Source organism: Phytobacter massiliensis JC163 (genome assembly GCF_000321045.1).
In the GTDB taxonomy this organism is placed as follows: domain Bacteria; phylum Pseudomonadota; class Gammaproteobacteria; order Enterobacterales; family Enterobacteriaceae; genus Phytobacter_A; species Phytobacter_A massiliensis.
On the sequence record NZ_HE578945.1, the window covers coordinates 1613138 to 1639795 of the forward strand.

Below are 26658 nucleotides of genomic sequence, written 5' to 3' on the forward strand. Positions count from 1 at the left end.
TTTCCTTAACGCTGCACGGTTCTCTCATTTTTTTCGTCACCGCTTCGTATAAGGGTCTTGAGGAGGATATTTCCTATATCGGCAAATAGAATATTGCATTAATAAAATTAATTATAATTATAAATCAATAGATTACATCTTTTATTCACCCTAACAAAATTTGTGCAAAGGGTTTTTCTTGTACAACTTCACAGGCATTTATTTACTTTCAAAAAATGCCATTTTAACAAATTAATATTTAATTTTACATTCTGTTACATGTTTAACACTTGATTTAAGATTAGTAATGACTAGATTGAAATCAGCAGTACTCATGTAGATTTATTAATTTCCCATTACGGGTTGAGCATTTATTACTACACACAGCAACACAGCATCTGTCAGCACCTCTGGTTTCCCCTTCTACGGGCGGGGAAAGCTGCGGATGTATAAACGCGGGGTTTCATCATGTTTAATGAAGTCCAAAGTTCGCATCAGTACTCGTTATTGTTAATTACCAAACCATCTCTACAGGCAACTGCATTGTTGCAGCATCTTAAGCAATCCCTGTCGCTGACCGGAAAATTGCATAATATTCAACGTTCTCTTGACGATATTGCCAGCAGCAGCGTTGTATTATTCGATATGATGGAAGCAGACAAAAAAGCCATTCACTACTGGCAGGACGTCTTGTCCCGAAAAAACAATGCATTAAAAGTATTGTTAATGAATACGCCAGACGAGTATCCCTTCCGTGACATTGAAAACTGGCCGCACATCAACGGCGTTTTTTACGTGTCGGAAGATGAACGCCGGATGGTGGAGGGGCTACAAGGGATTTTGCGCGGGGAATGCTACTTTTCGCAGAAGCTTGCCAGCTACTTAATCACCCACTCCGGAAACTATCGCTATAACAGTTCCGAATCTGCGTTACTGACGCACCGGGAGAAAGAGATTTTAAATAAGTTGCGCATTGGCGCTTCTAACAATGAAATCGCGCGCTCTCTGTTTATCAGTGAAAATACGGTGAAAACGCATCTTTATAATCTTTTCAAGAAGATAGCCGTTAAAAACCGGACGCAGGCGGTCTCCTGGGCGAACGATAATCTCAGGCGTTAAGCCATGAAAAATACACTGTTAGGCCTCGCAGCGGCAGGTTTGCTTTTCGCCGCCGGGGATCTGCGCGCCGTCGAAGTGGAGATCCCCGGGTTGTTAACCGATCATACCGTTTCTTCTGTCGGACACGATTTTTATCGGGCTTTTAGTGATAAATGGGAAAGTAGGTGGACAGGGAATTTGACGATTAACGAACGGCCAAGCGCCCGATGGGGAAGCTGGATAACCATCACGGTGAATCAGAATGTCATTTACCAGACATTTATGTTTCCCACCAGACGCGATTTTGAAAAGAACGTCGAACTGGCGCTGGCACAAACACAAGAAGCGATCGAACGCCAACAAATTAACCAGGCGCTACTGAGTACTGGCGATCTGGCGAGAGACGAATTCTAAAATACGATAATTTCCGGAGGCTCCCATGCGTATCGCATACGCCGTCATTTCGTTAATGCTGATAGCCCCCCTTAGCTGGGCGGGAAATATGACTTTCCAGTTCCGTAATCCTAATTTTGGAGGAAACCCAAATAACGGCTCGTTTTTATTAAACAGCGCTCAGGCGCAAAACTCCTATAAAGACCCGAGTTATAACGACGATTACAGTATCGAAACCCCTACCGCACTGGATAATTTCACTCAGGCCATACAGTCGCAAATCCTGGGCGGCCTGTTGACCAATATCAACTCTGGAAAGCCTGGCCGTATGGTCACCAGCGATTTTATTGTTGATATAGCTAACCGGGACGGGCAACTACAGCTCAATGTCACCGACAGAAAAACGGGCAGGACCTCAACTATTGAGGTTTCGGGTTTACAAAACGGTTCAACCGATTTTTAAGCATCGCTATTCAAAGGACAATAATTATGCCGCGCTTATTTATTCTTCTGGCCGTGTGTTTATTAAGCGGATGCTTAACCGCGCCGCCAAGACAGGCCGCAAAACCTACACTGCTGCCCCGTGCGCAAAGCTACAGCGACCTGACCCACCTGCCGCTGCCCACGGGTAAGATTTTTGTTTCGGTTTACAATATTCAGGACGAAACCGGGCAGTTTAAGCCCTACCCGGCCAGTAACTTTTCAACAGCCGTACCGCAAAGCGCCACGTCAATGCTGGTCACCGCGCTCAAAGATTCACGCTGGTTTGTGCCGCTGGAGCGTCAGGGCCTGCAAAACCTGCTTAACGAGCGCAAAATCATTCGCGCCGCGCAGGAAAACGGCACCGTCGCTATTAATAACCGCTTCCCGTTACAGTCGCTCACCGCGGCCAACGTCATGGTAGAAGGCTCGATCATTGGCTATGAAAGTAACGTCAAGTCGGGGGGCGTGGGGGCGCGTTATTTCGGCATCGGCGCCGATACGCAGTATCAGCTCGATCAAATCGCCGTCAACCTGCGGGTAGTCAACGTCAGCACCGGCGAGATTCTCTCCTCTGTTAACACCAGCAAAACGATCCTCTCTTATGAGGTGCAGGCCGGGGTATTCCGCTTCGTTGATTACCAGCGGCTGCTGGAAGGTGAAATTGGCTACACCGCTAACGAGCCCGTGATGCTCTGCCTGATGTCGGCGATTGAGACAGGCGTGATTCTGCTTATCAATGACGGGATCGACAGAGGCCTGTGGGATTTGCAAAACAAAGCGGACAATAATAATGAGGTGCTGGTGCGATACCGGAATATGGCAGCGCCGCCGGAGTCCTGATAGCGGTATTTTGATTTTGACAAAGCCAACAGGAATTGATGGAACAGCGTAGCCCGGGTAAGCGCAGCGCACCCGGGACTCCCGGATGCGGCGACACGCCTTATCCGGGCTACCGTCATCGTGGCACTTATTCTTCACTCACAAGTTTTTCGACAACCTCAAGCCGCGCGAGCGGCTATTTTATTCCTCAGGCACAGCCTGTTGGCCGCGAGCCGCCAGCCATAAACCGCTGTTTTTCATGGCGTAGCCAAACAGCAGGCCCGGCAGTAATGAAGCGATAACCAGCTGCCAGTCGCCACTACCTGCAAACGTTGCGCAGGCGCCAATAAAGGTGCCTGGCACAAACGAGAGCAAAATGCTTTTTGCCTGAACGCACATCAAAAAAGCCACCACGCCGGTGACCATGTATCCCACCATTTGCAAGTGGGGAGCCAGCGCGCTGGTATGGATAATGATTTGCGCCCATGCCACGCCGCTTAACAGCGTACATGCCGAAATTAACAGCCCTTTCAGCCCGCCCTGTGGGCAGGCGAAATAGGCGGTGCAGCCGAGAAAGCCCGCCCAGCCAATAAGACCGAGCGACACCGCAACCCAGCCCCAGAGCCCGGACAGAATACCCGTTGTTAATGCAATAGCGATAAGTGTGTTCATGGCGGGCATCTTAGCAGATACCCGCCATATTAATGTGAGGCAAATTACAAAAAATTATCGGATGCAGTTACCGTTACATAAATAAAGTGACTTTCATCACATTACTCTTCTTCTGCTTCCTGCAACTCATCCCACATTACCGCGATGGCATCTCTGGCCAGCGGTGCCAGGGTACGCCAGAAAGGGGTAGTGGCATGGGCTTCCACTTTCCCCAGGAAGGTGCCGCACCAGGGGAGCAGATAGTCGGCAAAAAGCGTTTCCAGGGCTTCGCTTTCGTCTTCCGCACTGTTGTCCTCAAGCCATGAGGCCGCCAGCAGTAAGGTGCCAAAATGATCCGCAGGCTGATCGGTTAACGGCATACCACGGGAAGAGAGAAAGGCGCGCACTTCTGCTTCGGTAGCCCCTTCGACCCAGGCGCTGCGAAACGGCGAGACGCGGCACTCATCGCCCACAAACAGCGCATTGTAATCCGCGGCCAGCGCCTGCGCGTCGCAGCTCTTCTGCAGGCGCGCAAGCATCTCGTCCTGCTCCAGAGGCCAGCTTTCCGCCAGTTTCCCCTCGCGGATCAGGGTATAGAGCGGCACCAGCAGCGGGTCCTGGGGCTGACGGTAAAAAAGAGAGCCCAACACGCGGCAAAGGATGGAAAATTCGTTCATGCATGGTTCCAGTAACAAAAATTAAAAGTCAGCAAATTCGGCAATAGCGGGCATACCGCGCGCTTCAAGGAAATCGAGTAGACGGCGCGGCGTCACGTTCAGAATACGATCCTCGGGGAAGTTAACATCATCCAGCACCTTGCGGCACTCGGTAAAGTCCCCCAGCGAAAAAGCGGTATGGGAGTCTGACCCCAGCGCCACCCAGCCTCCGGCATCACGCACGGCAGCGGCGATCGCCCGGCAGTTTGCCTCACTGCCTTTACGGGAGTGAACAAAAGAGGAGTTATTAATCTCCAGCGCGACATTATATTTTGCCGCCGCCTGGGCAATGGCGGGAATATCGACCGGATATTTGGGGTTCCCGAAAGCATTTTCTACACATCTATTTGGAATCATAGCGTTTAGCCCCTAATCCGTCAAAGATTAGTACCATCATAGTCTACAAGCACGCTTTCACATATCACCTTTGTACCGTTCCATTCATCCTTGTAAATGCTCGTATCTATCCCTACTCCTGGGAAGAATTCAAAACCAGTATCAGACACAAACTTTTTATACTTCTGTGTTTGTATCGTCGCGTCATAGTACGTATGCCCTGAGTACTTAAACCCTGCGGAACCTTGCGGTACGATCCATGCCCCAAAGGATGAAAAGTTACTGGCATGTTCAATCACCTTGTATTCAAACTCTGAGCCTGTATAACGGCCTGTATACGCTTCTGATGTGTTGATTTTACCGAAAGGTGGATTGCCATAAGCAACATCGTAGAAACGGTCTGGTGAGTACTGGAGAGCGTCACCAATGATCCATTCTGCCTCTGGTAGTACCCTCTTCCCGATCATTACGTACTCTGGATTCAGCTCAACACAGGTAATGTGTGTTGGCTTGTTTCTCAAGTACTGGTAGTAGCTGAGGCGACCTATACCCGCACAAAGTTCAATACATTGACCAGTACAACCAGCATCAAGTATGAAATCCCATGCGAGCATTTCAGGTGTGAAGAAAGCACCAGTAGCCCCTATACCATCGCCTTTGTAGTTGTTAAAGATAAACTCTTTATCGTCTTGAGTTAGTTGCTTATCTGAGTGGATGAGATCCATTACTTGAATGTGTAATGCTGATTCCTTTTTTGTAATTCTTGCCATAAAATACCCTTGTACAGTTGTTGTACGGGTATTTAGGAAATAATAATGAAAAGCCTAATAATGATTCTTATCCCTTTAGCTTTATCGGGATGTGCAGCAGTACAATATAATGATGGTAAAACTGTTAGTATTCAGTCTGACGGTTGGTATGGTTTAGATAGTTTACAAAAAACAGCTAATGAAGCATGTCAGCAGTATGGAAAAGAAAAGGCAACATATGTTCATAGTGCTAACATGAATCCCCATTTACCTAAAGGTAGTGGTGTACAAAATACTGTATGGAAGTGTGAATAATCTATAACGGATATATTTTATATTATTGAGGATTAATAACATGACTGACGAAGATTTCAAACGTAACTATCCCCCAGAGCAGTACAACTATGTTCATAAAAGCAGTAGGACTAAAGGACCTATGTGTGAAACTGAAATTGATGTTTATGACATTGTTTCAAAGGAAACCGGCGAAAAAGTTCTAACAGCAACGTATACCGAGCATACAAGCCACCGACCACTTAAAACCACGGCCTCTTGGGACTGGTAAAAAAAAGCCCCATGAAGGGGCTTTATTTTGAAAAATCAATATCAGATAAATCAAGTGTTAACTTACAATTAACTAGAAATGAACGCTGCCCCGATAGACTAATGAGCAACTTTGAATTTTCTGACGGTTTAGATAGAATCGTATTCTTAGTAATCAAGGTATAGAAGTCAGAGACAGCTATACTTTCTACTGTATGGTCATAACCTTTATCACATGAATAATTCATAGTAGAAGCATGTACAACGATTGACGTAATTAATAAGAACATAACTATAGTCATGCGTAACATGTAAACACCTCGATAATAGTAAGTTACGCAGATTATAGTAACATGTTTATAGTTAACTTCCACCAACCATAATCAATAGTACTTGTAAGAGTTGACCTAACGGAACCTGGATTACCACGATACCGAAAGCATCAAGTACCGGAACAATGATCCAGTTGTATAGGATGATAAGTGTAAGAACGAAACCGAGAAAATTTCTCCAATGAAGTGTATTCTTCTCAATCTCAACCTTGTTTACTTCAATCTGCCCTTCGGCGTTTTCCTGATGAACATCCTTTTCAATTGTTTGTTTCTTGATAAAGAAGTCCATTCCATTTTTTAAAATATTTAATAAAAGAGTTATCATTCAATGATTCCTACTATGTAGGCATAAACCCGCATCCCCTTTACGAATAGTTCAGTTTTATCCAGTAGTACTACATTGAATTCCATTTCACGTAGTTTCCATGTGTATGTATCACCAGTACGTAGTGCTTTCTTACGATCAAACACAACATTCATATATTGAGTACAGTTATAGCCAGATTGTTTTAGTTTTTTACCTATTTTTTATTTAAAAAGCACACATGGGTAGGCATCCCATTAGCCATTGGTGTTTCACCATTCAATGTAATGTATGGTGTTTCACCGTCAAAATGTTGTTCTAATTCGTTCATTGTTTCTTAACCTTAAATCTACCACGGATATTACTTACTATTAATATTGCCCCTTGCTCACCCTTTTCATAGAAGTCATAGATTAGCTTACGTCTCTTATCTTCCCGAAGCCCGATTACTCTACGGTCTTGCTTTCTTTGGGCTGTATCAATCAATCGTTCCTTGCCGCCCTTATTAACTATCTTATAACGTCCTTTACGTAGGTTGTTGCGTAGTCCAGTAATGTTACCTTGCTTAGTAAGTCTTGCCGCACTAGTAGGTATAAACTTTTCAATTGCCTTTGGTTTTACTAATACATCATATAGATACTTAGCCTGTAGATCCTTAACAAGAATTGAAGTACTTACACCAGTACCAGTAAGTTTATAGGTGAATAGTATTGCTCTACTGGTGAAGGGTACAGCACCCTTATCAATACTTTCATTTAATTCTTTTTGCATTTTTATTGATAGGTCACGCGTTTCTCTGATTAGTGTTTTTTGAAAGTCCTTACCAAGTTCCTTTCCCCTTTTGTTTATGTATGATTTTGCGGTTCCTAATCCATTAATATCTATTCTCATATGCATTCCTTGTATTTAGTTAAAGTATGAAAGCAATTCCTGTAGGATGCCATGTATTCGTTTCTTATCTTCACCCTTTGGTAATCTTGCTTTGTGCATTAATGCAAGGTTAAGACAATTAGGTTTTAATCCTTCTGTCAGTATCAATGCGGCCTCAATTAATAATGTGTCTCGCATTGTGGGAAAAGCCCAAAGGATAGTTTTCCTGTACTGTTCACCATCGGCAATCTTTCCATTCACTACTTTGCTACTACTGGTGTATTCACGCCAATTGTTTTCAACTGAGTCCGGTTTAAGTTTCTTAACGTCTTTGACTCTTTTGTACATCTGTTTCGAACCTATATAAGTACTACCATCATTGAATTCAAACAAATAGACAAAACCAATATAACTACCATTTAGTAACTCTTCTTCTGACCAATCAGGTGTGTAATTCCATTCCATATAAATATTTCCATATAACAATTAATATGGAGTATTTATTAATGGCAGACATAAAAGAGAGATTACGAATATACGAAGGTACATTAGAATATCAAAAGCACAAGGGATATTATAAGAATGGTAAGTTCTGGACTTATAAGGATAGCATGGGATATGACACTATAGGTTATGGTCATTTAGTACTTAAAGGTGAAGACTTCACTAATGGCTTAACACCGATTGAAGCAGAGATACTACTAGCAAAAGATATTGAAAAAGCAAAAACAAGTTTACGTACACTAAACTTAGGTACGTTACCACGTGATATTGAAGATTATCTAATAATTATGATTTTCCAATTAGGTCTAACTGGTACTAGTAAGTTTAAGAAACTACTGGCAGCAGCTAAGGCGGGAGATCGTGAAGGTATGCGACGTGAATCACGTGATTCATTATGGTACAGACAGACAAAGAATCGTGTTGATGATATGAATAATCAATTAGACTGGAAATAAAAAAGGGGCTTATTGCCCCTTTTTGTTTTCCTCAAGAATCGTTAGAATTCTTTCAATCTTAATGTCAAGTTTGTGGATTTGCTCCTGTAAACTTGCCATAGATTTTTCTAATTCATCCTGACCCCTTTCCAGTCTATCTATATCTGATGCCTGATTACTTACTTTACCTTCAAGCATGCTAATTCGATTTATTAATTCATCATTATCCCCAGATTTATCCCTAAATATTGTCCATATCAAAGCGACACCTGAAATCACGAGAGCAATTATGCTTTCTAACCCCATATGATTTACCTTCTAATTTATTATTATTGTATTTAGTAACCAGTGAACCTTGCCAGTGCAATACGAAAACCATTACTACCCATTGCCTGAGTATAAGATTTCTGATTACGATTTACGTACTGTAACGTAAAGGAAGTAGCATTATTACGTCTAATTAAAACACCAGAATAACCAGTAGTACTTCCATCATCACTTAAATTACCAGGACATTGACTGATACATATCCACGGATTAGTAAATGTAGTATTTAGTGTAAGAGCAGTACTAAGATCATGTGATGCCGGAACTGTAAAAAAATCCATAATGCGAGGCATTGAGGATGCCCCTACAGCAGACCATATTAAAGTACCTTCGGCATCAAATACATCAAGATACCCTGATGATATGCCAATTGAATTGGAAGATAGCATAAATTGCCCGCTTCCAGCTTCATACATACTTGATCCTGGGAAACAGTACTTACCATCAACCTGTAATTGAAACCATCTTAGACCATCACCGGGAAAGAAAGTATCACCGAGAAAACCAAGCGTACTACCATTACCAAAGGCACTGTTAATCTGATAAAACCCAGTATCTGATAAATTACCCATTGATTTTAATTGACTGGCAACAATTGATTTATTTGTTGAGTCAATAGTTAGAGCACCTGCCGAATTATATAATTGAAAACCTGACATTATGCCCCCTTAATTCTCATACTTATAAACATCAAATGTTAAAGTACCGCTATATGTACCTCGCGTTGGTAGATATTGAACCGTAAACCCATCAGTACCGGGAATACAATAAAAGTCATTCCACCATTGTGTAGTACGTAGTATTGCTAACCATCCATTAGGACGCATGTTAGCAAATGGTACTGTCCATGCCGTTGTAGTACCAGCAGTGACATTAAGACTTACAGCACCCATATAACGGATGTTATAATCACCAAGTTCAACTACTTGTACCCCTTGTGCATTCCAGCATTCTAAACCTTGTGCCATATTAAATCCTCTAAAAAGGGGTGAACAATCTCACCCCATATTATTTATTACCAAAGTCCCATGCGTACACGTAGAAAGTTATTATTATCATATATTAATATCATATTATTATTGATTAACATTCTTCCAGTACCACCAGAACCATTAATAGCGATATCACCATTCTTATTTATTATCCATCCTGTAGTATTAGGTACATAATCATTACTTTGAATAACATTCCCTATCTTGGCGTTAGTTATTTCACCATCTATAATCTTAGCTGCATTAATACTCGCATTTGCAATCTTGGCATTACTAATGGCACCGTCTGCAATATAGGCAGTACCAATACTACCTTGTTGAATCATTGCTGTTTTCAAGAATGTAGTACCATTAACTACTGCAAATGGTGCTGAACCGCCTACTGTTGGTGTAGTACTTCCACTAATAATGAACTTATCAGCAGCAAAGTAGATAGCACTGTTATTACTGGTTCCCTGACTTGCTAAAAGACGAATACCGGCAACTGTACCATTCGCATTTACTGAAAGTGAATATTGACTATCTACAGTACTCTTATCTGCCTTGGTATTCATACTGGTATTAACAGTGGCGATTTGTCCATTCACATCACTACGTAATTGAGTAACTAAATTAGTTTGTGCCGCGTTATTATCTGCTACTGTAGCCTGTAATGAACTAATAGACGCATTGTTAGTATTCACATTAGATTCAATAGTAGTGAACCTACTGGCGTTTGCAGTATTCTGCGTTGCAACGGCATCACTTAGAGTAGTAATTGTAGATTTGTTAGTATTAATATCAGTAGTGTTTTTACCGATGTTGGTAGTGTTAGTATTAACCTTTGCCGTTAACTGAGTAATACTTTGACTTTGTGCAGTATCATTATCACTCACAACTTTAGTTAATGCCGTAATATCTGCGGTATTCTTACCAGTAGCAGCAGTGACAGTATCAATGTTTTGCTGTAATGCCTTATCAGCATTTGTGTACTGAGTAGTCATCTTAGTTTCACTGGCAGTAATCTTAGTATTCGTCTCGTTTGTGATTTCTGTCTTCGTCTGCGTTACTACAGTATTAGTATTCGCATTTGCCTCATTGATTGCATTCTGCATTTGCTGATTGGCATATGTATTGGCATCGGCTAATGTTTCAGTTAACTTATCACTTAGACCAATTAGGTTTTCAATTTCTTCCACATCCTGTTCTGAGAATTCATACTTGGAATTAATATCAACTGTCAGTTCAGGAGTGTAAAGTACATTATCCTGACCGAAGATATCAAAGAAACCAATCTTAATTTTATATTCACCATCAACTACATCTGGGATAGTATCAAACTCTGGTTTATTGGAGATGAATATGCGATTAACAATCCCACTTGTCATTGATACTACACATCCGGCATAGTCACGCTCTATTGATTTATCCCAACTAACAAATAGACTTCCAAAACCACCTGTTACCGTTAATCCGGTTGCCTGCTTACATTGTTTATTCTCAACTGTAATCCTTACTTCCTCTGAATATGTTCCTGTACTATAACCTTGTGCGATAATACCAATAGTTGGTTTACGAATCTTAGATTCATTAAGAGCAAGTGTATAGTTGAAGAAGTTATCCTGAGTATAGAAAGTCTCAATAAGTGCATTACCATTATAGATATTGATAATGTAATAACGGAAATATTCAATGAACGAACGACCATTTACACGTAGTGACTTCTGGTTATCCCAACGAATATTAAAATCGCCTGAGTCTGTTACATAAACTGATTCAGTATTGTTAGCTAATACAACACCAGTTACAGCAGGTAGTTTAAAGTTAAATTGGGGTGTAATACCCGTTAATGTTAGCTTATCTGAACGACGATTAAGTATGTTATATGCTTCAACCGCAAAATCATAGCTTGCGTCATCCACAAGATCATATATATCAAATTCAGTCTGTAATGTTGAAGTCTGTCCAGCATATGTCCATGAGTTAGTACTACTCAATTTATAATAGATATAGTAACCACGTAAGTTAGGATCTTCTGATGCATCCCAATCAACTGTAACCACGTTGCCAGTAGTGATGGAACCCTTTTTAAATACCTGTAGATTTGTTGGAGGAAGTACAGTTAGTACATCACCTGCCCCACCGCTGATTGTTCCAGCAGGAGGAAATACGAGAGAATCACCACCATCAAAGATAGCATCAGGGTATTCAATTGCGGAAATCTGACAGTAACCCACGTTCTGTTGATCTGTAGCCACTGACTTAGACAGCACTTTAAACTTACCATTAATACCAAGTTCAGTATTTGTTACAGTGATTGAATCCCATACTTTAAGGTCCCATGCTTCACTTGTTGTAAACTGAATAGTCTTCAATGCGAATCGTGCCTTACGTAGTTCACTGTTCGCCATTTTTGTTACAGTATCTTTATCATAAATCCATGTGAAATCACGGCTAAGTGGGATTACCTGACCATCTGACCTTATTACTTCATCAGCAGAAATATCACTTGGAATACGGATAATATCAGTAGCATATGAGTTTTCAACTGATGTGAATTTACAATCAAGGGTGTTGTAATAATCCTGATTACCACTTGTGATAACTTTCAAGTCACCAACCATGTTACTTTCATTGAATGTCTGTACTGGTAATGTTTTACGGTCAACTGTTAGGCAAATCTGACCAGCATGAACATAAGTAATACCTGCAAATGTCTGTAGAATACTTTCAATGTTTTTCTTATAAGTATCCTGATAACTAATTGCACCATTTGAGTACAATTTCATTGCGTTACAATAGGCAGCACATTCCTGGAATGTATCGACATTAATCAATGAAACATCAAGACCCATACCATAAATTGTATTAGTCATGTAGTCATAAATCTGACTTACAGGACAAGATGAAACTATGTTAGTACCAGTAGTGAAATCATAGATTTTCTGACCTTTCATTTCCACGGTCATAGTGAAGTTATCATTTGTTAAAATGTTATTTTCAAGACTTGATTGTGTTTGCCTGATTACTGAATAAATTGAAACTACACCCTTTCCAAGAAACTTATCTGTCCACTTAGTACCAGCATAGTGCTTAGCAAGCGTTGGCGTACTGGTATAATCCCCACCAAATTTTACTTCAAGCTGTAGATATGGTCTGAAACGTGCAGCAATAAGATTACTGTCTACAACACCATCTACTTTAATTGGTGCTGATAGTACTGCAACGTTATCAAAATAGATTTGTTCTATATATGGTTCAACACCTGCCATTGCCACGACTTGACTACTAAAGAAGTACTTAGATGAACCATCAGGTACATTATACCAGTTATTAATAGTACCAGTCATAATGAAGGAGCCATTACTGACACCATTCTTATGTGGTAATTGACCACCATAGATTACTGGTAAACCCGTTGCCGCCGATGTACTTCGGCTTAGGGTATCTGTTACATCACCATATGGCGTTTGACCAATTTGACTTAGCATACTGGTAGCAACTAATGATACAGCACCAGCAGCAGCCCCCCACGCAAGAGCCGCAAGTGCTGTACCACCAGTGGCATATACTGCTACGGCAACTACTACTGCGGTAATTAGCGAACCAACTACCTTTCCTATTCCACCACCCATTCTTTTTCCCTTATTCTATAGTAAGTGCCATCATTCCTTTTTGGCACTAATTTAAATTCTGTATGTTCTTCATTAACGGCAAGTAGATAACCACTAATTACAATGGCGAAAGAATGCTCTACTGTTGGATGCATCCAAATATCACCATCAATTGTTACTGTTACTTCCTCCAAATATGGGGAAATCATTTCAAATGTATTATTGAACCCAAGTGCCTTAAGTTGCCTGATTCCACCCTTCACCGTCTTATAAGTAAATTGATTGGCTAATTCAGAACCAGCAATTAAATCAACAAGTTTAATTACATTGATATTACAATCATTAGTACCACTCTTAAATTCATTCTCAAGGGAATTCATACATAGTTCATAAACTTTATTCATATCCATTATTTGTTAAATCTCCAAATCTGGTTTCGGTTAACTTGTCCAAGTAGTGACATAATCGCATCGCCTGGATAGTAGGATTGATATACTGAATTTGCCGCAAGTGTCTTTGGGCTAACATCAAGACGTTTATAAACACTATTTACTGTAATCTTCATTTCATTAACTTCACTAAATGGGTTAACAATACATTCAAAGTTTTCAATATAACCAGTAAACATACGTTGCTGATATATTGGAGTACTATCAAATGGATTAAGAATAATTAGTGTGATATTCATTTTTGCCTTATCGAACAAACCACCCATAGCAGCAATACGTGTTGCGTTATCAACATTACTTACAGTAAAGTCAATTGAGTCATTATTGATCCCCTTATCTTCACTGAATGAAGGTAGTGAATCCTGTATTAAATCGGGGAATGGTTGATATACAGCACCATTAAGTTGAATTGGTACAAAGCCATCTGTCCAGTATATGGCACTTGATGAACGTGGTAATAAATCAAAACCGATAACGTGTACACCCATACTCATTACGTCTGTAATTGTTAATCTTGTTTTTGTCTCACCACGAATTAAAGCCCAATACTTAAGCAAATTAGCATTAGTTAGTATTGCTTCATTCATTATCGTAGATTCTCCGTCGCGTTAAATTGAACACTTGTAACGTTAGCGATATTCATTGCGAAGTCCTGATCTACGTCCAATGTTGCTTCAATTTGAAGGTTGTTATAGTTAATTACTTCATTAACACCTACTGCCTGTCTTAATTGGGGAAATACAGTAATACTGGTAGTTGTCTTATCCATGATTTGGTATAGCTTCTTATGTCCAGTGAACTGAATAATGTCACCTTTCTGTAAGTTATTGGTATTAGTACTGACAATCATTGAACCCTTAGCCGCTGCCGCTGTTGCGTTAACTGCCCCGGTTTGATTACCCTGGTATACTGATAAATGTCCAAGATTAAGTGTGAATGGTTTACCCTGTTGATATTCGGCAATGAATGCCTGTAATTCCTGCCGATTCTTAACTTCAAAGTTTAAGGTAAACTGTATTGAATACCATTGCATACCAACTGAACGGCGTAATTCTGTACCAGTCCAAGCCCTTTGTGAATATTGCGGAATAGTACTTGATAGTTGTACGTCCGAAACTTTTATATTATTTGAAAAAATAGTCATTTAAGATCCCTCTCATTTTAATATATTTATAAAAAAGGGAGCCGTAGCCCCTTTGGATTATGTATTTCTTTTTTGACTTGATCGCATTGCCTGTACGACATTGTTTTGATTCTTCTTCAACATCTTGTTCCACATTTCAGGATCATCAACGTTACCTTTAACAATTAGTGGACTGTTGATAGTAATATCACCACCTGAATTACTTCTATTCTTAGCTTGATCATCAAGGAATGAAGTTAGCTTTTTATTTGCTTCTGGTTGTACTACACGCTCACCTGATTTCAATAGGAATGATTTATTATTCATATCATCAGGTAGTGAATCTATACCACCGTGGAACTGTCCACTTGCCGCACCCTTTGCAGTTGTAATAATACTTGCACCAAGTGATAGTACTTGAGCATAGGCAGCAAGACTTGCCGGGAACGGCGTTGCAAGAGCCTGTGCAAGAGCACTCTGTATTGATAGAACTGTTTGAGCAATGGTAATACCTTTCTGTACTGCGAAAGCTGCTTGTGCGGCCTTAGAACCTTCACCAAATGCACCTGCCATGATAGTACCAAGATCACCTGCCATATTACCGATTAGTTGCATTTGGGCTTGTGTCTGTTGAATTGCAATATCACGTGCCTGTGCATTATACTTATTAGTAATATCAAGTTTTGCCTTTTCATAATCTTCATGACTTTGAATTAACATTTCATTTTGTTTCAATTCAAGATTCATTGCCTCAGTATTTTCATTTTGCAACTTAGTTACATTTTTACCAAACGCATCACTAAATGGATTTGAACCGCTTGTACGTTGTCTTTGTTGATATAGTAAGAATCCGTTTTGTTTTTACTTAGATTACCACTGGCAAGTAATGAATTAGTGTCTTTCAAGCCCTGATTAGGATCTTGATAGCCAATCATATTGTTTACCATTTCATTTCTTTTTGCCGTAGCACTTGCTTTCTGTTTTCCAAGTAATTCAGCAGGATCAATACCAAGTTTCTTAGCACTTTCATTAATTGATTTTACTAATTCATTCTGTTGTCTGTCGAATTCAGCAAGCTGGCGTAAGTTACTATCAATTGTCATATCACTTAATGCTTTATCAATTGTAGCTTGTGCCTTAATGCGTTCTGCATCATTTTTCTTTTGTAGAGCTAATGCTGCCTTTGCTGCGGCCTCATCTTTCTTTTTCTTTGCTTCACGTTCTTTATCTTCTTTAGCAGTAAGTTTAGTTACTAAATCAGCACGCGACTTTGTATAGTTATCATCAAGGATTTTTAAGTCAGCATTTAATGCTTCCTGATTTCCCTTATATCCTTTTAGTAATGACTTCTGAATTGATTCACGTGTTTGTTTATAACTTGTATCAAGTGCGTCAATTTGTTTTTGTGTCTTTTGCTGTTCACTTAAGAATGGTTTCATTGCAGCATCAATAGTACCTTTCTCAATTCCATTATCAAATTCTTTCTTTGAATCATCTAATGTCTTCTTAGTCGCCTTAGCAATATCTAAAGCCGATTGAAGATTTTTAAGCATCTGAGCATTTTCAATAAACTTATCATCATTGGCTATTTGTGGAAACGCCTTAACAGCCCAACCAACTATACCCATAGTAGCATCTTCGATTGGATGGCTATTTACAATCTTATTCATTAACCCTAGTATATCGGCAAGAGTACCGGCAATTGGTGCAAGTACTTGATTTTCCCATGACGCCCATGTATTACTTAATTCACGAGTAGCATCACGAAATGCCTCAAATTGTTTACTTTGTTCTTCTGTTAACTGAATAGTCTGTTTTGAAAGCGTATTATAGTAATCTTGTTCTGAGTTAAAATCTTTAAGTACTGTAAGGTATTTGGTAGCATCATTACCCATAGTTTCAAACATATTAACTATCTGGCTTGTACTGAAACCTTGTTGTTTTGCTGAGAAATAGATTTTGGCATAAACATCTTCACCAGCATCTGCCATACGTTGTAATTCAAGTATGTTTAATTTCAATGGCTGAATTACATCAGTGTACATTGAACCAGCATTGTTTGTTAGAGCATCCCCTAACCTGTCCTTAATGTCTTTACTATGATCGGCTATTTGATCCATAGTTAGACCAACTTTGGCATACATATTCGCCATTTGTTGTACTTGAGTAATACCAGTTTGACTAAGTGATGCCGCCTGGAATACTTCAAATGCCCTTTCACTTGCTTCCTGTACCTTAGCAAAAGTACCAACAAGACTTAGAGCAGCAACTGATGCCGCACCAGCTACTCCAGTAAAGGCAGTACTGACACGACCAAGACCAGTTGCCATTGAACTTGAAAAATCACCAGCAACACCGCCAGCTTTCTTACCAAATCCATCAAGTGACTTTTCACCAGTCTGTAATGCTTTCTGTAGTCCAGATACATCACCTTCAATATCTATACGGATATTATTATTATTTGCCATCCTTTTTATCCTTTAATTGTTTATAACGACTAGCGAAGAAGTTTTGATTGTTTTCCTTTTCAGTTGCCTTACTGGATTTCTCTCTATTCTCTTTACGCTCTTTAGTAGTACCTTCATCCAAAATACCTAAGAAGTCATAATCTTTAGTCTTAATCTTCTTGGCAATATCCTTTGTCATATTTGGATTATTAAGCATGAGGTTTTGACATAAATTAGCATGGAATAACATATCCATTTTGATTCCAGTTGGTTCAATGAAACTATCAAATACCATTAAGTACTGGAATAGTTCATTATCAACTTGATTGAATTCTTCTGGTGTTAGCCCACGCTTATTAATCATCTTTAGGTAGTAGCGTAATTCTGGAGAAGCTATTATTTTTTTCTACTTCATCCACTGAGTTAGTAACTTCAAGTAGTTTCGCTACTTCCGCATATAATTCTTGTGCGAATTTGAAATCCATAGTGGAGACATTAACACGCCCTTCAATATCACTATTAGAGAAGATTGGATCACCGTTTTCATCTTTTACACAATAGATTAGAGTATTAGTTACACTATCACATTTATCAATATCTTGTACTGATGGGCGATGAATCCAGAAAGGTACATCATTTACTACAACTTCGCATAATTGTGGACGCATTGCGTTTTTAATTTTATCTAAATAATTCATTTTACATAATCCTTTATATTAGCTTGGGGGATTTCTCCCCCTTATTATTATGGTTTTTTTGGTAGTAAACCACTTTCTAGTGGAGCACCATCTACAGCAAGTGTAAAGGTTGCGGTAACTACTTCATCTTTAGAACCTGCTACAGTATTAGTACTGATGAAGATACGATAAATGTCATAAAAACCAGTAGTCATAGTAGCATTCTCATAAACTTCAATTTTAACTTGAAGGCGAGTTTGATCTTCCGCATGAGTTTTCAATAGTTCATGTACTGCGTTATCTGGTAATAGGTTTACTTGTAAATCAATATTTGGGATTGATTGAGTACCTAAAAGTTTGCGATTAAACTTCTGATTATATGTAACAACTTCGATAACAGTACTCTCAGTTGAACCTACAACGAAGCTTGCCACTTCGGGTACTTCTTGCCAGGTAGTTGCTACAGTTGTACTATTTTCAGCTACAAACACTTTAATATGCGAGCCAGCAAAAATATCCATTGCCATTTTTATTTCCTTATATAAGTTTGGTGGGGCATTCATTCCCCACAATTATTTATCAATATTTATCATCCGTTGATTCATAATATTGTGGTTGTTCTGGTTCAATCACTACTGGAACATATTCATAATCTGGTAGTGGTTCAACTGGTTCATCAATAATTACATCATCTTCTGGTAAATCTTCTGGTACTGAATCATCAGTATCAATTGGTTCATCTTTATCACTAACGGGCATTTCAACACGTACTGAAATAAAGCTATCAACTGGTATATCAATTGGATCACCATTTGAATAACCATCAATATTGTTTTGTGCAAACTCTGGTGAATTTGGATGTGTACGATGGAAGGTTTTAACTACTATCGAACCGTCTTCTTCAACTTCATAATCAATCCACAAGCGAGGCTGTTTGTTACGATCAATTGGGATTTCAAAGCCACCATCAGTACCAGACCATGATGTATCTGAATTAAGTCCTAAGACGCCTTCAATCTTATATACACCCTCACTGATACGTGTACTGGTAGCACCCATTGATTCTTCATTAAGTTCACTATCACCCGTACTGAATAGTTTAACAATTGGGCTTGCGGTCTTAATGAATCCGTTTGCATCTACAGTAGTATTTGCTGCGGTATATACCTTAGCCCATGCTGACCACGGTCCAGAACCTGTCCATGTTCCAGTATTCGCACGTAGATACATAGTACCTTTACGTGTTACATACATTTGTTGTCCACCCCATGTAGAACGGGTTACAAATAGAGTACCACCTGCCGATGCCTCTGGATAATTACGTGCTACAGTTGCGTTAGCATCAGATGTTTGATAATAAACAGCATTAATAGTACCGCCATATATATTCAAATCTGTAGTACCTAATGCTGTAGTTGGAGCTGACATTGAGTTACTTTCATTAGCTATTTCAAGCCAATCATTCCATGTACCACCCGCATAAGTACGTGTAAACGTTCTGTTTGAACTTGTATATTGTGCCAATTGAGTCATATTACCACCCGCACCGGTAGATTGGACAATTAGCATACATGAAGCGTTACCCATAGCACTTGGACCATTTGTATATGAACCACCGTAATATGTGCCCGGATTTGTGAATGTATTTAGATCGCCAGTAGCACCTTCAGTTGGTAGTTGAGTAATTGACATCCAAGCTTTCCAGGTTGTTACACCTGATGATACGTTACCCTGTCTACGCCATGCACGGCTTACAGTACCTGAACCTAATGCTACAGAACTAAAGTCCTGAATAATTGCCGTACCTGATGCGATAGTAGTTACTATCATTATACCATTTGCTACTAATGGAAGGTTTGATGTAGAGCTAGATACACTATATATACCTGCGGTAATTGCGTTATTCGCATCACCATTAAAGTTAGCAATAGGTAATGTTAAAGCACCACCAGTACCACCAGTACCACCCATATTTGGGGCTAATGGTGTAGTTAATCCTGTAATCTGTTTAATATCAGTATTAACACCAGTACCAGCATATTGTGGTAAACGTTTCATTATTACTGGTTCAGTTATAAATACCTTACAGTTAACTGGTGCTGTAGTTTCAAGCCATACACCCGCATTAATACGTGTAGCATTTGCTGGTACAGTATATGAACCTGAGTTGATACGCCAACCTGAAACAGTTGGATCATAAGCAGATACACGGACGTTACTTAGTAGGGTATTACCATTATATACTGAGAGTACTACACGCAATTGTGCTGTATCAGTAAGACCAGTTGCCGCTAATCCAACTTGATAATCAATAATATCACCTGGCATAACTGGAATGTTATTACTGTTATCGTCATTATTAACACCAAATACTAAGTTATGAAGGTTTGCCCCTGAGTTCTTAGTAATGACTGCCACACGTTGACCAGTACAACCAACTGGTACTGAACTATCTGAGCTATCAAGATATGTAAATGTTACGTTTCCTGGATTTCCTACTGATGGTAAGTAACCACCACTTAGGAATCTATTGTTACGCACATAGTTTAATGCTGAGTTATCACCAACATTTCCAAGTTCATTCCAGCTTGTCCATACACCGCCGTTTAAGGTACGTGTGAATGTACGGTTTGCGTATGATGCGTTGGTAACAAGTGTTTTAAATGTTTGTAGTACTTGAGTACCTGATACAGCAAAACGTTCAACAAGAAGTAAACCAGGTTGTTGTACTGGTATATTTGTTGCTGCGGTAGCGATGTTAAATCTACCTACTGAGGTTAATGTATTCACATCGCCTGAGAAGTTACCAGAGGATGCCGCTGTTACGTATCCAACCTGATTCCACTCACGCCATACTGGATTAGCAGCATCCCATGTAGCACCAAGTGTACGTACATATACAGTACCAGCGGATGTAGTGTAGCGTTGAGTACCAGCAAAGGCACCAGCCGCCATAACATCAAGAATGCCTGTAATCGCTTCTGGGATGTTTGTAGAACCGTTGTATTGTGAAGATGATATAATCGCCCACTGTCCAAGGTATGCCGCTGTTGGGCCATAGGTATCAAAGTTAATACCGGCAGTTGGAATACCACCCCTGATAGGTTGAGCACCAATGTTATACGCTGCGGTAATTGCCGCATTTGAACCAGTACCGCCATTGGTTACAGGCAATACGCCAGTTACACCATGACTGTTATTAGCAGTACCATCAAAACCAGTAGCTGTAGTACTCGCAAGGTTAGTTATGAATGTACGACTTGTTGCCAACTTAGTAGCACTTGCCGCAAGTCCAGTTGTATTACCAGTACCACCATTCGCAATTGAAAGTGGTGAACCAAGTGTAAGAGCACTAGTAACAGTTAGAGCACCAGTTACAGTACCACCTGTTAGTGGTAAATATTGGCTTGCGATTTGGCTTGAAGTTAAAATACGTGTCCATGCTGTACTTCCATTCTTAGCATAGATGTTTAATGTTCCGGTTTTAGTCATTGCGATGGATGAGAATGTACTACCATCGATTAGACCAATACCCATCATATCAGCACTTGCCGGATTACCTGATTGACTTGCGGGTACTTTAATAAAACTGTTTCCAGTAGGTGTTACTGGTTCATACTGCGGTACTGCTACACCATTAGAACCAACACCATAATTTCCCTCATATAGTGGGTTTAATGTTGCCATAGATCTTAGACTTACTACCTCTTCATAGGGGGTGAATGTATATGTTTTCTGTACTACTGAATCCTTTGAACCAGCAGTAGATGTTGCCGTGATTGTTCCAGATACGATTGCATATGAAACACTATTATTATTTTGTTCATAATTAAGTATTACCTGAAATTCATTACGGCTTTTAGCCTTTGAATCAAGAAATACTGTACTTGCTTCATCTGGTACATAGTTAACAACAATATCGAATGGCTGAATACTCATGCTAGATAGTAGTACTGTCTTGTATTCGCTATCATATGTTTCATAATCTAATTGTTGACTATCAATCTGTAATGTTGGCATTGCGGCAATATTTGTAAAGTCTATTACACCAATACCAATTGGTAAGTTATTTGCTGGATCTTCACTATAGGAAAGTTTAAATAAATTCCCGGTTAAAATGTTACTCATATTAGTTCCTTTTCTCAGTTACTGTTATATTTATGGAAAAGGCAATAGAAACAGAACCAGTTTTAGGATCGGTTACAACATCACTTTGTTCATAGCTATATGAAAGTAAAATTAGACCAGCATCAACAAATGCCTGTCCTTTTAATTGATCGAAAGTACTAATAACATCATCATATGTTACTGATGGAGCAGTATTACCAGAATTGGGATTTGGACTAACTGCATATTGAATTGTAAAGTTACCTGCTTGCCTCTGTACTGCCCCATAATTAAGTGATTCACAATCAAAATTAAAAGCCACTTCTGCAAATACATCAGCATCACGACTTACTGTTAATTCCTTAGTAGCTTTAATTAATTCTTTTAATGTTTTTCTTGTTTTTGTTACTAGTTGACTCATTAATAGTCCTCCGCAAAGTGTTGCCCTTCCTCCGTGCGGTAATAGATATCAACTACACCAGATAGATCATCAACAATGTTATATACTATGTTATTTACTCCCCTAATCACTAATACAGTACCAATTGTAATATCAGTAATATCGCTTTTCTTGGCTGAACAAAATTCTTCATAACCTTCAATGAAATCACCAGTACCGGTAGAAATAGAAATGGGAACCATTTCAAGTATGGCCTTGAAAGTAGTTCCCATATTCGTTTGTACTGATTCACCGAAAGCATTTAGAAAGATGTTTATTTCACTACTTGTAAATGCTCTCATAGTGATTACGCCAATTTAACTACGTAGAATGCTTCTTCATGAGCTACAGCATGATCAATGTATGCGAAAGTACGTAGTACAATGCCTTGTGATGCACGTAGAGTAGTATCATCACGATCTACAGTTAAGCCACCCCATGATGCAAGTACTACATTGGAGAAGTCACCAAAGATGATTTGACCAGCAGCAACTTGAGTAGATTCGATTACACGTACTGAATCACATAGATATGCTTCAAAACGATAACCTTCGATCATGAACTTAGCAGCGGTGTTAGCCCCAACAAGAGTACTACGCAATACAGCAGCAGTTGTTGGATGAACTACAGCAACTACGTTATCTACACGGACATTCTGAGCAGCAAGTACAGATAGAGCAGATTGGATATCAGCCTGAGTAGGAGCAGCAGTTAAAGTATCGGATGGAGCAGCAGTTACGATAGAAGTTAGAATTTCACGTTCTAGTTTCAAGCCAGCACCACGAACCATAGCATCTTGTACATAACGTTCAGCAGTGTCAGCACTCTTAATTAGAGTACGGGTAATTGGTACAGAACCGGAGAAAGTTTGTGGTTTAAGAACTAAACGTTCAAATGAAGCATCAACTTCTGGTGAATTAGCACCTTCGGCAATGAATGCGAACATATTAGTAAAATCACTTACCAATTTTGGAATTACCAAATCACCTTCACCCTCAAGACCACTAAAGGTTTGTACAGGTAGTTGAGCAAAGATTGAATTAGCACGAAGTACATCAATGTATGAATCTACATAAACTTCTTTAACTAACGCACCACCAGTAGCCGGAGCAGTAGATGTAGCACGAAGTTGGTTTACAGGTACTTCAACACGAGCACCATCAAATGGTTTACCTTCAGCAGCAGCACGAATTAGACCATTAATTACGGATTTTTCCATTTTGTTTTCCTTAACGTTAATAGGATTTTTGTTTTCTTTATTTAGTGAACGTTTGAAATCAGAAATGCTAATTCCTTTAGCAATTGCTTCTGATACATCCACGTTTAGTACTTTACCAATTGAAGTAAGTTCGCGTTTACGTTCTTGTTCTGCTTTTTCTGCATCATCTTCCATTTCTTCTGGATGTTCTGCGTTTCCATCAGCATCAGAGAATTCGCCAATATCGCGTTTATCTTCTTGTTCAGTTGGTTCATTACTATTTAGTGTTTCAGGTTCAACACCTTTATTTTGTAGTTTAGCTAATAGGTCTGGACGCTTAGATAGCATCTCTTCTAATTCACCATCACTAAGTTCAATGTTAGCTACACCACCATTTTCATCATTATCAATTAGAGTTTCTTTAATGTCATATGATTCATTATCTAGGCGGGTTTCTTCCATGCCTTCTTGTTCTTCCATGAGTCTTTCCTCTGTAGTAGTTTCATTACTACTATTTAGTGATTCATCTTCATGGGCTTCTTCTAATTCATCTTGTAGTACTTCACGCATAGCACTAGATGGATCACCACCAAGTGAGCGACCAATACCAACTGTTTCATCTGCGGGTACAGTTACTAATGAGATTTCATATATTTCAAAGTCAGTAACAATAATATTGTTACCATCCATGCGATAATCAAAGATGTTATATCCGATACTTACATGTGATAAGATTCCTTCCTGAATCATTCCCCACATAGTTGAACCAAGTCCTACATTACTAATTTTTAATGTTGCACGACCAACACGATCCGCATCCATTCGTGCATCAACTACAGCACCAATTAGCTTATCTCTGTCATGATTAAAAAGTACTGCCCCCTTGTTATTAAGGCGGTGTAGGTCTACGTTTTCATCACCACAAAGAAGGATTTCGTAATATAGATTGTCATCAATGATACGGCTTACTGGAGTTTCAGAACAAAAAGCAACTTCAATAGTACGGGCTGTTTCATCAATCGCCCGAACTGGAATCGTTAGTTCCCTCTTCTGATTCTTTAGTTTCAAATCCATTTGAATTCATTTCCTTATTTTGTATGTCTTTCTCCTTAGCAATTTCCTCAAGCGTAATGCGTGGATCACCACCCATTTCACTAATGATTTGTGTTTTAGATTTAAGTCCTGCATCAAGTAGCATAATCTCCGCTTGAATATCCTTCACTGGATCAAGTGAGATTGGTTTTACTGGAATATAACGAGCACAAATTAATTCATCAAAATCTGAGAAAGAAAGATTAAGACTATTGTTATTTATCATTTCATTCTTTAGCCATTCACGATAAATTGGCTTAAGTACTTTACTGATTAGGGTATTAGTACGAGTACGGAAAGTTGTTGCCTGTAGACGTTCTGCCAATTTAGCAGCACTGAATGAAGCATCAGCGGTACTACCCATTAGTGATTGCTTAGTAACGTTTAATCCCATACTGATTTGATTCATTAGTTCATCAGTAAATTCACCAATACGATCTACACCCGATTGTGGGTTAACTGTCTTAATGTCCTGATTCTTACCAAGTTCAAATACTGCCCCTGCCTCAAGGTATTCAGTGTAGGTAGCAGTAGTGTTATCTTCACCTGCAACTAACTCAACCTGATCGGTATCATTATTGTTATTAGTAATAAAGGCGGTAGTACTTGCGGATACTCGTTTAGCTATTAATGTTGCCTCAGTGAAGTTCTTTAGGTCTTCCATTGTCTTAGTAGTACTAATCATATCTGGAATACCGCGTTCCTGTCCCATTGAATCACTAATCATATAGTGACAAATTTCACTTGCTGGAATAATGTCAAATGCTGTTGCGTCATAGGTATATGTAATTGGGTTATAGATACAGAAATAGTAATTAACTGGTTTATGATTTTTATCCCATTCCACACCATTTGAAATGTAATTCCCATTATCAAGCCACTGGTTATTCAATTGCGTTAATCGTGCAGCGTCGATAATCTCAATTTTGACAGTACCGTTAACGTTGTGAATACGAATGAAGCATTCACCATCAGTTACACGAATCTTTTCAACTGTCTGTTGGAATGTATCAAGAGTCATGGAACCATCAAGGCTAAAGCGGTCTGCGTCATAAGCCCAACGATCAAAACGTTTTTCAAGTTTCTTACTTAGTTCATGAAGTTCATCAGCATCCATATCATCAAGTTCTGGAGCTGGCTTAACGTAAACACCCTCAGCACCTACTACGCCATCTACGGACAAGTTCATGTACTTACGTCCAATGGGAGTTTTCATTACTGCATCACGGCTTGCGTTACGCCATTCAGGTAAGAACCAACGGATGATGTTATTGATGTTTGATGAACCAGTACCGCTAGTGAATCCAAAGCTAATTACTGGTGTACTCATTCCACGTACTGCCTGTAGGTCACGCTTCAAGTTCTTTTGTGGAGAATCGATAAAACGTTTCTTGCTTGCCTGTGGTTGTAGTACTGGTTTTTCTTCTTTTGGTTTCTTCCAAAACATTATCGTGTCCCCCATCTGTTCGGATAGTTAGGGTCACGAAAAACAGTTACTGATTTAAATGGCTTACCATTACCATTTACTGGTTGATCATTCATGGATGCCCAAAGAGCATTAGCACGTTTGATATAACGGATACGCATGTTTTCAAGATTAGTTAACGATTCTGACACTAACGTTTTATTATTAATTGTTGTACTATATACTCCACCACCAGCAACTTTAGCTGCAATAACGTCATCAATTTCTTTAATCAATGTGATTAGTTGAGCATATTCACTTGTATACTTTGCCGGATTAATCAATTCACTTACGAAGTTACTATTAGTTCCCTTTGCGTTATCAAAGAGAATACAGAATAACTTATCATTAGGTGAATCAATCTGGAAAGTAATTAGAGTTGCTTCCTCAGTACTTGCAAAGTTATCAATTGTTGTACTATTACCAGTTGATAGATAGTTAACAATTAGTGTTGAGTGTGGAGGCATACGTACATAAAAATCATATGGGTTCATGGTCATATAGATTTTCTCTGGTAATACATTTGCCATGTTTATTT

Annotated in this window: 31 protein-coding genes and 1 pseudogene; 7 read left to right on the forward strand and 25 right to left on the reverse strand. The window is 39.3% G+C overall.

Features of this window, described 5'->3' with window-relative positions; all coding sequences use genetic code 11:
- The first annotated feature begins 447 nt into the window (after positions 1-447).
- From csgD to csgG, 4 genes are read left to right on the forward strand one after another with little or no spacing between them, the layout of a single operon-like run.
- The gene (gene csgD / locus ENTHG_RS07985; RefSeq protein ID WP_044177664.1) at positions 448-1098 is read left to right on the forward strand and encodes a biofilm master transcriptional regulator CsgD; all 651 of its coding nucleotides are present in this window, start codon (positions 448-450) and stop codon (positions 1096-1098) included.
- A gap of 3 nt (positions 1099-1101) precedes the next feature.
- On the forward strand, positions 1102-1491 hold the full coding sequence (gene csgE, locus ENTHG_RS07990; RefSeq protein WP_044177666.1) for a curli production assembly/transport protein CsgE: 390 nt from the start codon (positions 1102-1104) through the stop codon (positions 1489-1491).
- Between the two features lie 25 nt (positions 1492-1516).
- Entirely contained in the window at positions 1517-1933 is a 417-nt protein-coding gene (gene csgF, locus ENTHG_RS07995; RefSeq protein WP_044177668.1) for a curli production assembly/transport protein CsgF, read from the forward strand.
- A 26-nt stretch (positions 1934-1959) separates the two neighbouring features.
- Positions 1960-2793: a curli production assembly/transport protein CsgG gene (csgG, locus tag ENTHG_RS08000; protein WP_044177671.1), complete on the forward strand. Its 834-nt coding sequence runs from the start codon at positions 1960-1962 to the stop codon at positions 2791-2793.
- Positions 2794-2973: 180 nt separating this feature from the next.
- Here csgG and ENTHG_RS08005 read toward each other — a convergent pair whose 3' ends face one another.
- The 4 genes and pseudogenes from ENTHG_RS08005 to ENTHG_RS08020 all read right to left on the reverse strand — a co-directional run bounded on the left by ENTHG_RS08005 (position 2974) and on the right by ENTHG_RS08020 (position 5245).
- Positions 2974-3444, reverse strand: coding sequence for a DUF1097 domain-containing protein (locus tag ENTHG_RS08005; protein ID WP_044179140.1), 471 nt, complete (start codon positions 3442-3444; stop codon positions 2974-2976).
- Positions 3445-3545: 101 nt separating this feature from the next.
- Positions 3546-4100 (reverse strand): TorD/DmsD family molecular chaperone, encoded by a 555-nt coding sequence (locus tag ENTHG_RS08010; RefSeq protein WP_044177673.1) that lies wholly within the window; start codon positions 4098-4100, stop codon positions 3546-3548.
- Between the two features lie 21 nt (positions 4101-4121).
- A pseudogene (locus ENTHG_RS08015) lies at positions 4122-4463 on the reverse strand (phosphatase); the annotation flags it as partial.
- Positions 4464-4516: 53 nt separating this feature from the next.
- Positions 4517-5245, reverse strand: a complete 729-nt coding sequence (locus ENTHG_RS08020; protein ID WP_044177676.1) for a class I SAM-dependent methyltransferase — start codon at positions 5243-5245, stop codon at positions 4517-4519.
- A gap of 45 nt (positions 5246-5290) precedes the next feature.
- On the opposite strand from ENTHG_RS08020, the gene ENTHG_RS24125 reads away from it, so the two are divergent.
- A complete protein-coding gene (locus tag ENTHG_RS24125; RefSeq protein WP_071825827.1) occupies positions 5291-5539 on the forward strand; it encodes a hypothetical protein in 249 nt (82 codons plus the stop codon).
- Between the two features lie 40 nt (positions 5540-5579).
- On the forward strand, positions 5580-5789 hold the full coding sequence (locus ENTHG_RS25430; RefSeq protein ID WP_145973645.1) for a hypothetical protein: 210 nt from the start codon (positions 5580-5582) through the stop codon (positions 5787-5789).
- A gap of 341 nt (positions 5790-6130) precedes the next feature.
- Here ENTHG_RS25430 and ENTHG_RS08025 read toward each other — a convergent pair whose 3' ends face one another.
- From ENTHG_RS08025 to ENTHG_RS08035, 3 genes are all read right to left on the reverse strand, one after another.
- Entirely contained in the window at positions 6131-6424 is a 294-nt protein-coding gene (locus ENTHG_RS08025) for a 3TM-type holin (RefSeq protein ID WP_044177678.1), read from the reverse strand.
- A 306-nt stretch (positions 6425-6730) separates the two neighbouring features.
- A complete protein-coding gene (locus ENTHG_RS25805) occupies positions 6731-7294 on the reverse strand; it encodes a hypothetical protein (RefSeq protein ID WP_237567458.1) in 564 nt (187 codons plus the stop codon).
- Positions 7295-7309: 15 nt separating this feature from the next.
- Positions 7310-7738, reverse strand: coding sequence for a GIY-YIG nuclease family protein (locus tag ENTHG_RS08035; protein WP_044177682.1), 429 nt, complete (start codon positions 7736-7738; stop codon positions 7310-7312).
- 41 nt (positions 7739-7779) lie between these two features.
- Between ENTHG_RS08035 and ENTHG_RS08040 the strand changes: the two genes are divergently transcribed.
- The gene (locus ENTHG_RS08040) at positions 7780-8232 is read left to right on the forward strand and encodes a glycoside hydrolase family protein (RefSeq protein WP_044177684.1); all 453 of its coding nucleotides are present in this window, start codon (positions 7780-7782) and stop codon (positions 8230-8232) included.
- A 9-nt stretch (positions 8233-8241) separates the two neighbouring features.
- Here the strand turns inward: ENTHG_RS08040 and ENTHG_RS08045 are convergent, their stop codons facing one another.
- The 18 genes from ENTHG_RS08045 to ENTHG_RS23710 all read right to left on the reverse strand — a co-directional run bounded on the left by ENTHG_RS08045 (position 8242) and on the right by ENTHG_RS23710 (position 26650).
- On the reverse strand, positions 8242-8517 hold the full coding sequence (locus ENTHG_RS08045) for a hypothetical protein (protein ID WP_044177685.1): 276 nt from the start codon (positions 8515-8517) through the stop codon (positions 8242-8244).
- A gap of 32 nt (positions 8518-8549) precedes the next feature.
- A complete protein-coding gene (locus tag ENTHG_RS24135) occupies positions 8550-9197 on the reverse strand; it encodes a hypothetical protein (protein WP_071825828.1) in 648 nt (215 codons plus the stop codon).
- 9 nt (positions 9198-9206) lie between these two features.
- A complete protein-coding gene (locus ENTHG_RS25435) occupies positions 9207-9506 on the reverse strand; it encodes a hypothetical protein (protein ID WP_145973646.1) in 300 nt (99 codons plus the stop codon).
- A 47-nt stretch (positions 9507-9553) separates the two neighbouring features.
- Entirely contained in the window at positions 9554-13144 is a 3591-nt protein-coding gene (locus ENTHG_RS25025) for a fibronectin type III domain-containing protein (protein WP_044177687.1), read from the reverse strand.
- Positions 13129-13533 (reverse strand): DUF6950 family protein, encoded by a 405-nt coding sequence (locus tag ENTHG_RS08055; RefSeq protein ID WP_044177690.1) that lies wholly within the window; start codon positions 13531-13533, stop codon positions 13129-13131. The genes ENTHG_RS25025 and ENTHG_RS08055 overlap by 16 nt, the downstream gene beginning before the upstream one ends.
- A complete protein-coding gene (locus tag ENTHG_RS08060; RefSeq protein WP_044177692.1) occupies positions 13533-14159 on the reverse strand; it encodes a hypothetical protein in 627 nt (208 codons plus the stop codon). Before ENTHG_RS08060 ends, ENTHG_RS08055 begins: the two co-directional genes overlap by 1 nt.
- The gene (locus ENTHG_RS08065) at positions 14159-14716 is read right to left on the reverse strand and encodes a hypothetical protein (protein WP_044177694.1); all 558 of its coding nucleotides are present in this window, start codon (positions 14714-14716) and stop codon (positions 14159-14161) included. The genes ENTHG_RS08060 and ENTHG_RS08065 overlap by 1 nt, the downstream gene beginning before the upstream one ends.
- A gap of 57 nt (positions 14717-14773) precedes the next feature.
- Positions 14774-15466, reverse strand: coding sequence for a hypothetical protein (locus ENTHG_RS23705; RefSeq protein WP_145973647.1), 693 nt, complete (start codon positions 15464-15466; stop codon positions 14774-14776).
- 5 nt (positions 15467-15471) lie between these two features.
- The gene (locus ENTHG_RS08070; protein WP_052332676.1) at positions 15472-17163 is read right to left on the reverse strand and encodes a hypothetical protein; all 1692 of its coding nucleotides are present in this window, start codon (positions 17161-17163) and stop codon (positions 15472-15474) included.
- Positions 17153-17398, reverse strand: a complete 246-nt coding sequence (locus ENTHG_RS08075; RefSeq protein WP_145973648.1) for a hypothetical protein — start codon at positions 17396-17398, stop codon at positions 17153-17155. The genes ENTHG_RS08070 and ENTHG_RS08075 overlap by 11 nt, the downstream gene beginning before the upstream one ends.
- Positions 17399-17498: 100 nt before the next feature.
- Positions 17499-17840, reverse strand: a complete 342-nt coding sequence (locus tag ENTHG_RS08080) for a hypothetical protein (RefSeq protein WP_044177697.1) — start codon at positions 17838-17840, stop codon at positions 17499-17501.
- Positions 17841-17887: 47 nt separating this feature from the next.
- Complete coding sequence (locus ENTHG_RS08085) at positions 17888-18346, reverse strand: phage tail tube protein (RefSeq protein ID WP_044177699.1); 459 nt, start codon at positions 18344-18346, stop codon at positions 17888-17890.
- A gap of 52 nt (positions 18347-18398) precedes the next feature.
- Positions 18399-21947 carry a pyocin knob domain-containing protein gene (locus tag ENTHG_RS25440; protein ID WP_145973649.1) on the reverse strand — a complete coding sequence of 1183 codons (3549 nt, stop codon included), beginning with the start codon at positions 21945-21947 and terminating at the stop codon, positions 18399-18401.
- A gap of 1 nt (position 21948) precedes the next feature.
- The gene (locus tag ENTHG_RS24140; protein WP_071825829.1) at positions 21949-22347 is read right to left on the reverse strand and encodes a hypothetical protein; all 399 of its coding nucleotides are present in this window, start codon (positions 22345-22347) and stop codon (positions 21949-21951) included.
- Positions 22347-22667, reverse strand: coding sequence for a hypothetical protein (locus tag ENTHG_RS08090; protein ID WP_044177701.1), 321 nt, complete (start codon positions 22665-22667; stop codon positions 22347-22349). The genes ENTHG_RS24140 and ENTHG_RS08090 overlap by 1 nt, the downstream gene beginning before the upstream one ends.
- A 5-nt stretch (positions 22668-22672) precedes the next feature.
- Positions 22673-24637 carry a phage major capsid family protein gene (locus ENTHG_RS08095; protein WP_044177703.1) on the reverse strand — a complete coding sequence of 655 codons (1965 nt, stop codon included), beginning with the start codon at positions 24635-24637 and terminating at the stop codon, positions 22673-22675.
- Positions 24579-26102 carry a phage portal protein gene (locus ENTHG_RS08100; protein ID WP_044177705.1) on the reverse strand — a complete coding sequence of 508 codons (1524 nt, stop codon included), beginning with the start codon at positions 26100-26102 and terminating at the stop codon, positions 24579-24581. Before ENTHG_RS08100 ends, ENTHG_RS08095 begins: the two co-directional genes overlap by 59 nt.
- Positions 26102-26650 carry a hypothetical protein gene (locus ENTHG_RS23710; protein WP_052332677.1) on the reverse strand — a complete coding sequence of 183 codons (549 nt, stop codon included), beginning with the start codon at positions 26648-26650 and terminating at the stop codon, positions 26102-26104. The genes ENTHG_RS08100 and ENTHG_RS23710 overlap by 1 nt, the downstream gene beginning before the upstream one ends.
- Positions 26651-26658 lie beyond the last annotated feature (8 nt).

Bases quoted from the DNA above. Each gene is read 5' to 3' on its own strand.
- ENTHG_RS08085 (WP_044177699.1), bottom strand. From the start codon at position 18,346: ATGGCAATGGATATTTTTGCTGGCTCGCATATTAAAGTGTTTGTAGCT.
- ENTHG_RS23710 (WP_052332677.1), bottom strand. From the start codon at position 26,650: ATGGCAAATGTATTACCAGAGAAAATCTATATGACCATGAACCCATAT.
- ENTHG_RS08100 (WP_044177705.1), bottom strand. From the start codon at position 26,102: ATGTTTTGGAAGAAACCAAAAGAAGAAAAACCAGTACTACAACCACAG.
- ENTHG_RS08035 (WP_044177682.1), bottom strand. From the start codon at position 7,738: ATGGAATGGAATTACACACCTGATTGGTCAGAAGAAGAGTTACTAAAT.
- ENTHG_RS08020 (WP_044177676.1), bottom strand. From the start codon at position 5,245: ATGGCAAGAATTACAAAAAAGGAATCAGCATTACACATTCAAGTAATG.
- ENTHG_RS24135 (WP_071825828.1), bottom strand. From the start codon at position 9,197: ATGTCAGGTTTTCAATTATATAATTCGGCAGGTGCTCTAACTATTGAC.
- ENTHG_RS24125 (WP_071825827.1), top strand. From the start codon at position 5,291: ATGAAAAGCCTAATAATGATTCTTATCCCTTTAGCTTTATCGGGATGT.
- ENTHG_RS08075 (WP_145973648.1), bottom strand. From the start codon at position 17,398: ATGGATATGTTATTCCATGCTAATTTATGTCAAAACCTCATGCTTAAT.
- ENTHG_RS08045 (WP_044177685.1), bottom strand. From the start codon at position 8,517: ATGGGGTTAGAAAGCATAATTGCTCTCGTGATTTCAGGTGTCGCTTTG.
- csgD (WP_044177664.1), top strand. From the start codon at position 448: ATGTTTAATGAAGTCCAAAGTTCGCATCAGTACTCGTTATTGTTAATT.
- ENTHG_RS25025 (WP_044177687.1), bottom strand. From the start codon at position 13,144: ATGGGTGGTGGAATAGGAAAGGTAGTTGGTTCGCTAATTACCGCAGTA.
- ENTHG_RS08060 (WP_044177692.1), bottom strand. From the start codon at position 14,159: ATGAATGAAGCAATACTAACTAATGCTAATTTGCTTAAGTATTGGGCT.
- ENTHG_RS25430 (WP_145973645.1), top strand. From the start codon at position 5,580: ATGACTGACGAAGATTTCAAACGTAACTATCCCCCAGAGCAGTACAAC.
- ENTHG_RS25805 (WP_237567458.1), bottom strand. From the start codon at position 7,294: ATGAGAATAGATATTAATGGATTAGGAACCGCAAAATCATACATAAAC.
- ENTHG_RS08040 (WP_044177684.1), top strand. From the start codon at position 7,780: ATGGCAGACATAAAAGAGAGATTACGAATATACGAAGGTACATTAGAA.
- ENTHG_RS08005 (WP_044179140.1), bottom strand. From the start codon at position 3,444: ATGAACACACTTATCGCTATTGCATTAACAACGGGTATTCTGTCCGGG.
- ENTHG_RS08065 (WP_044177694.1), bottom strand. From the start codon at position 14,716: ATGACTATTTTTTCAAATAATATAAAAGTTTCGGACGTACAACTATCA.
- csgF (WP_044177668.1), top strand. From the start codon at position 1,517: ATGCGTATCGCATACGCCGTCATTTCGTTAATGCTGATAGCCCCCCTT.
- ENTHG_RS08080 (WP_044177697.1), bottom strand. From the start codon at position 17,840: ATGAATTATTTAGATAAAATTAAAAACGCAATGCGTCCACAATTATGC.
- ENTHG_RS25435 (WP_145973646.1), bottom strand. From the start codon at position 9,506: ATGGCACAAGGTTTAGAATGCTGGAATGCACAAGGGGTACAAGTAGTT.
- csgG (WP_044177671.1), top strand. From the start codon at position 1,960: ATGCCGCGCTTATTTATTCTTCTGGCCGTGTGTTTATTAAGCGGATGC.
- ENTHG_RS24140 (WP_071825829.1), bottom strand. From the start codon at position 22,347: ATGAGTCAACTAGTAACAAAAACAAGAAAAACATTAAAAGAATTAATT.
- ENTHG_RS08055 (WP_044177690.1), bottom strand. From the start codon at position 13,533: ATGGATATGAATAAAGTTTATGAACTATGTATGAATTCCCTTGAGAAT.
- ENTHG_RS08070 (WP_052332676.1), bottom strand. From the start codon at position 17,163: ATGGCAAATAATAATAATATCCGTATAGATATTGAAGGTGATGTATCT.
- ENTHG_RS08090 (WP_044177701.1), bottom strand. From the start codon at position 22,667: ATGAGAGCATTTACAAGTAGTGAAATAAACATCTTTCTAAATGCTTTC.
- ENTHG_RS08010 (WP_044177673.1), bottom strand. From the start codon at position 4,100: ATGAACGAATTTTCCATCCTTTGCCGCGTGTTGGGCTCTCTTTTTTAC.
- csgE (WP_044177666.1), top strand. From the start codon at position 1,102: ATGAAAAATACACTGTTAGGCCTCGCAGCGGCAGGTTTGCTTTTCGCC.
- ENTHG_RS08095 (WP_044177703.1), bottom strand. From the start codon at position 24,637: ATGGATTTGAAACTAAAGAATCAGAAGAGGGAACTAACGATTCCAGTT.
- ENTHG_RS08025 (WP_044177678.1), bottom strand. From the start codon at position 6,424: ATGATAACTCTTTTATTAAATATTTTAAAAAATGGAATGGACTTCTTT.
- ENTHG_RS25440 (WP_145973649.1), bottom strand. From the start codon at position 21,947: ATGAGTAACATTTTAACCGGGAATTTATTTAAACTTTCCTATAGTGAA.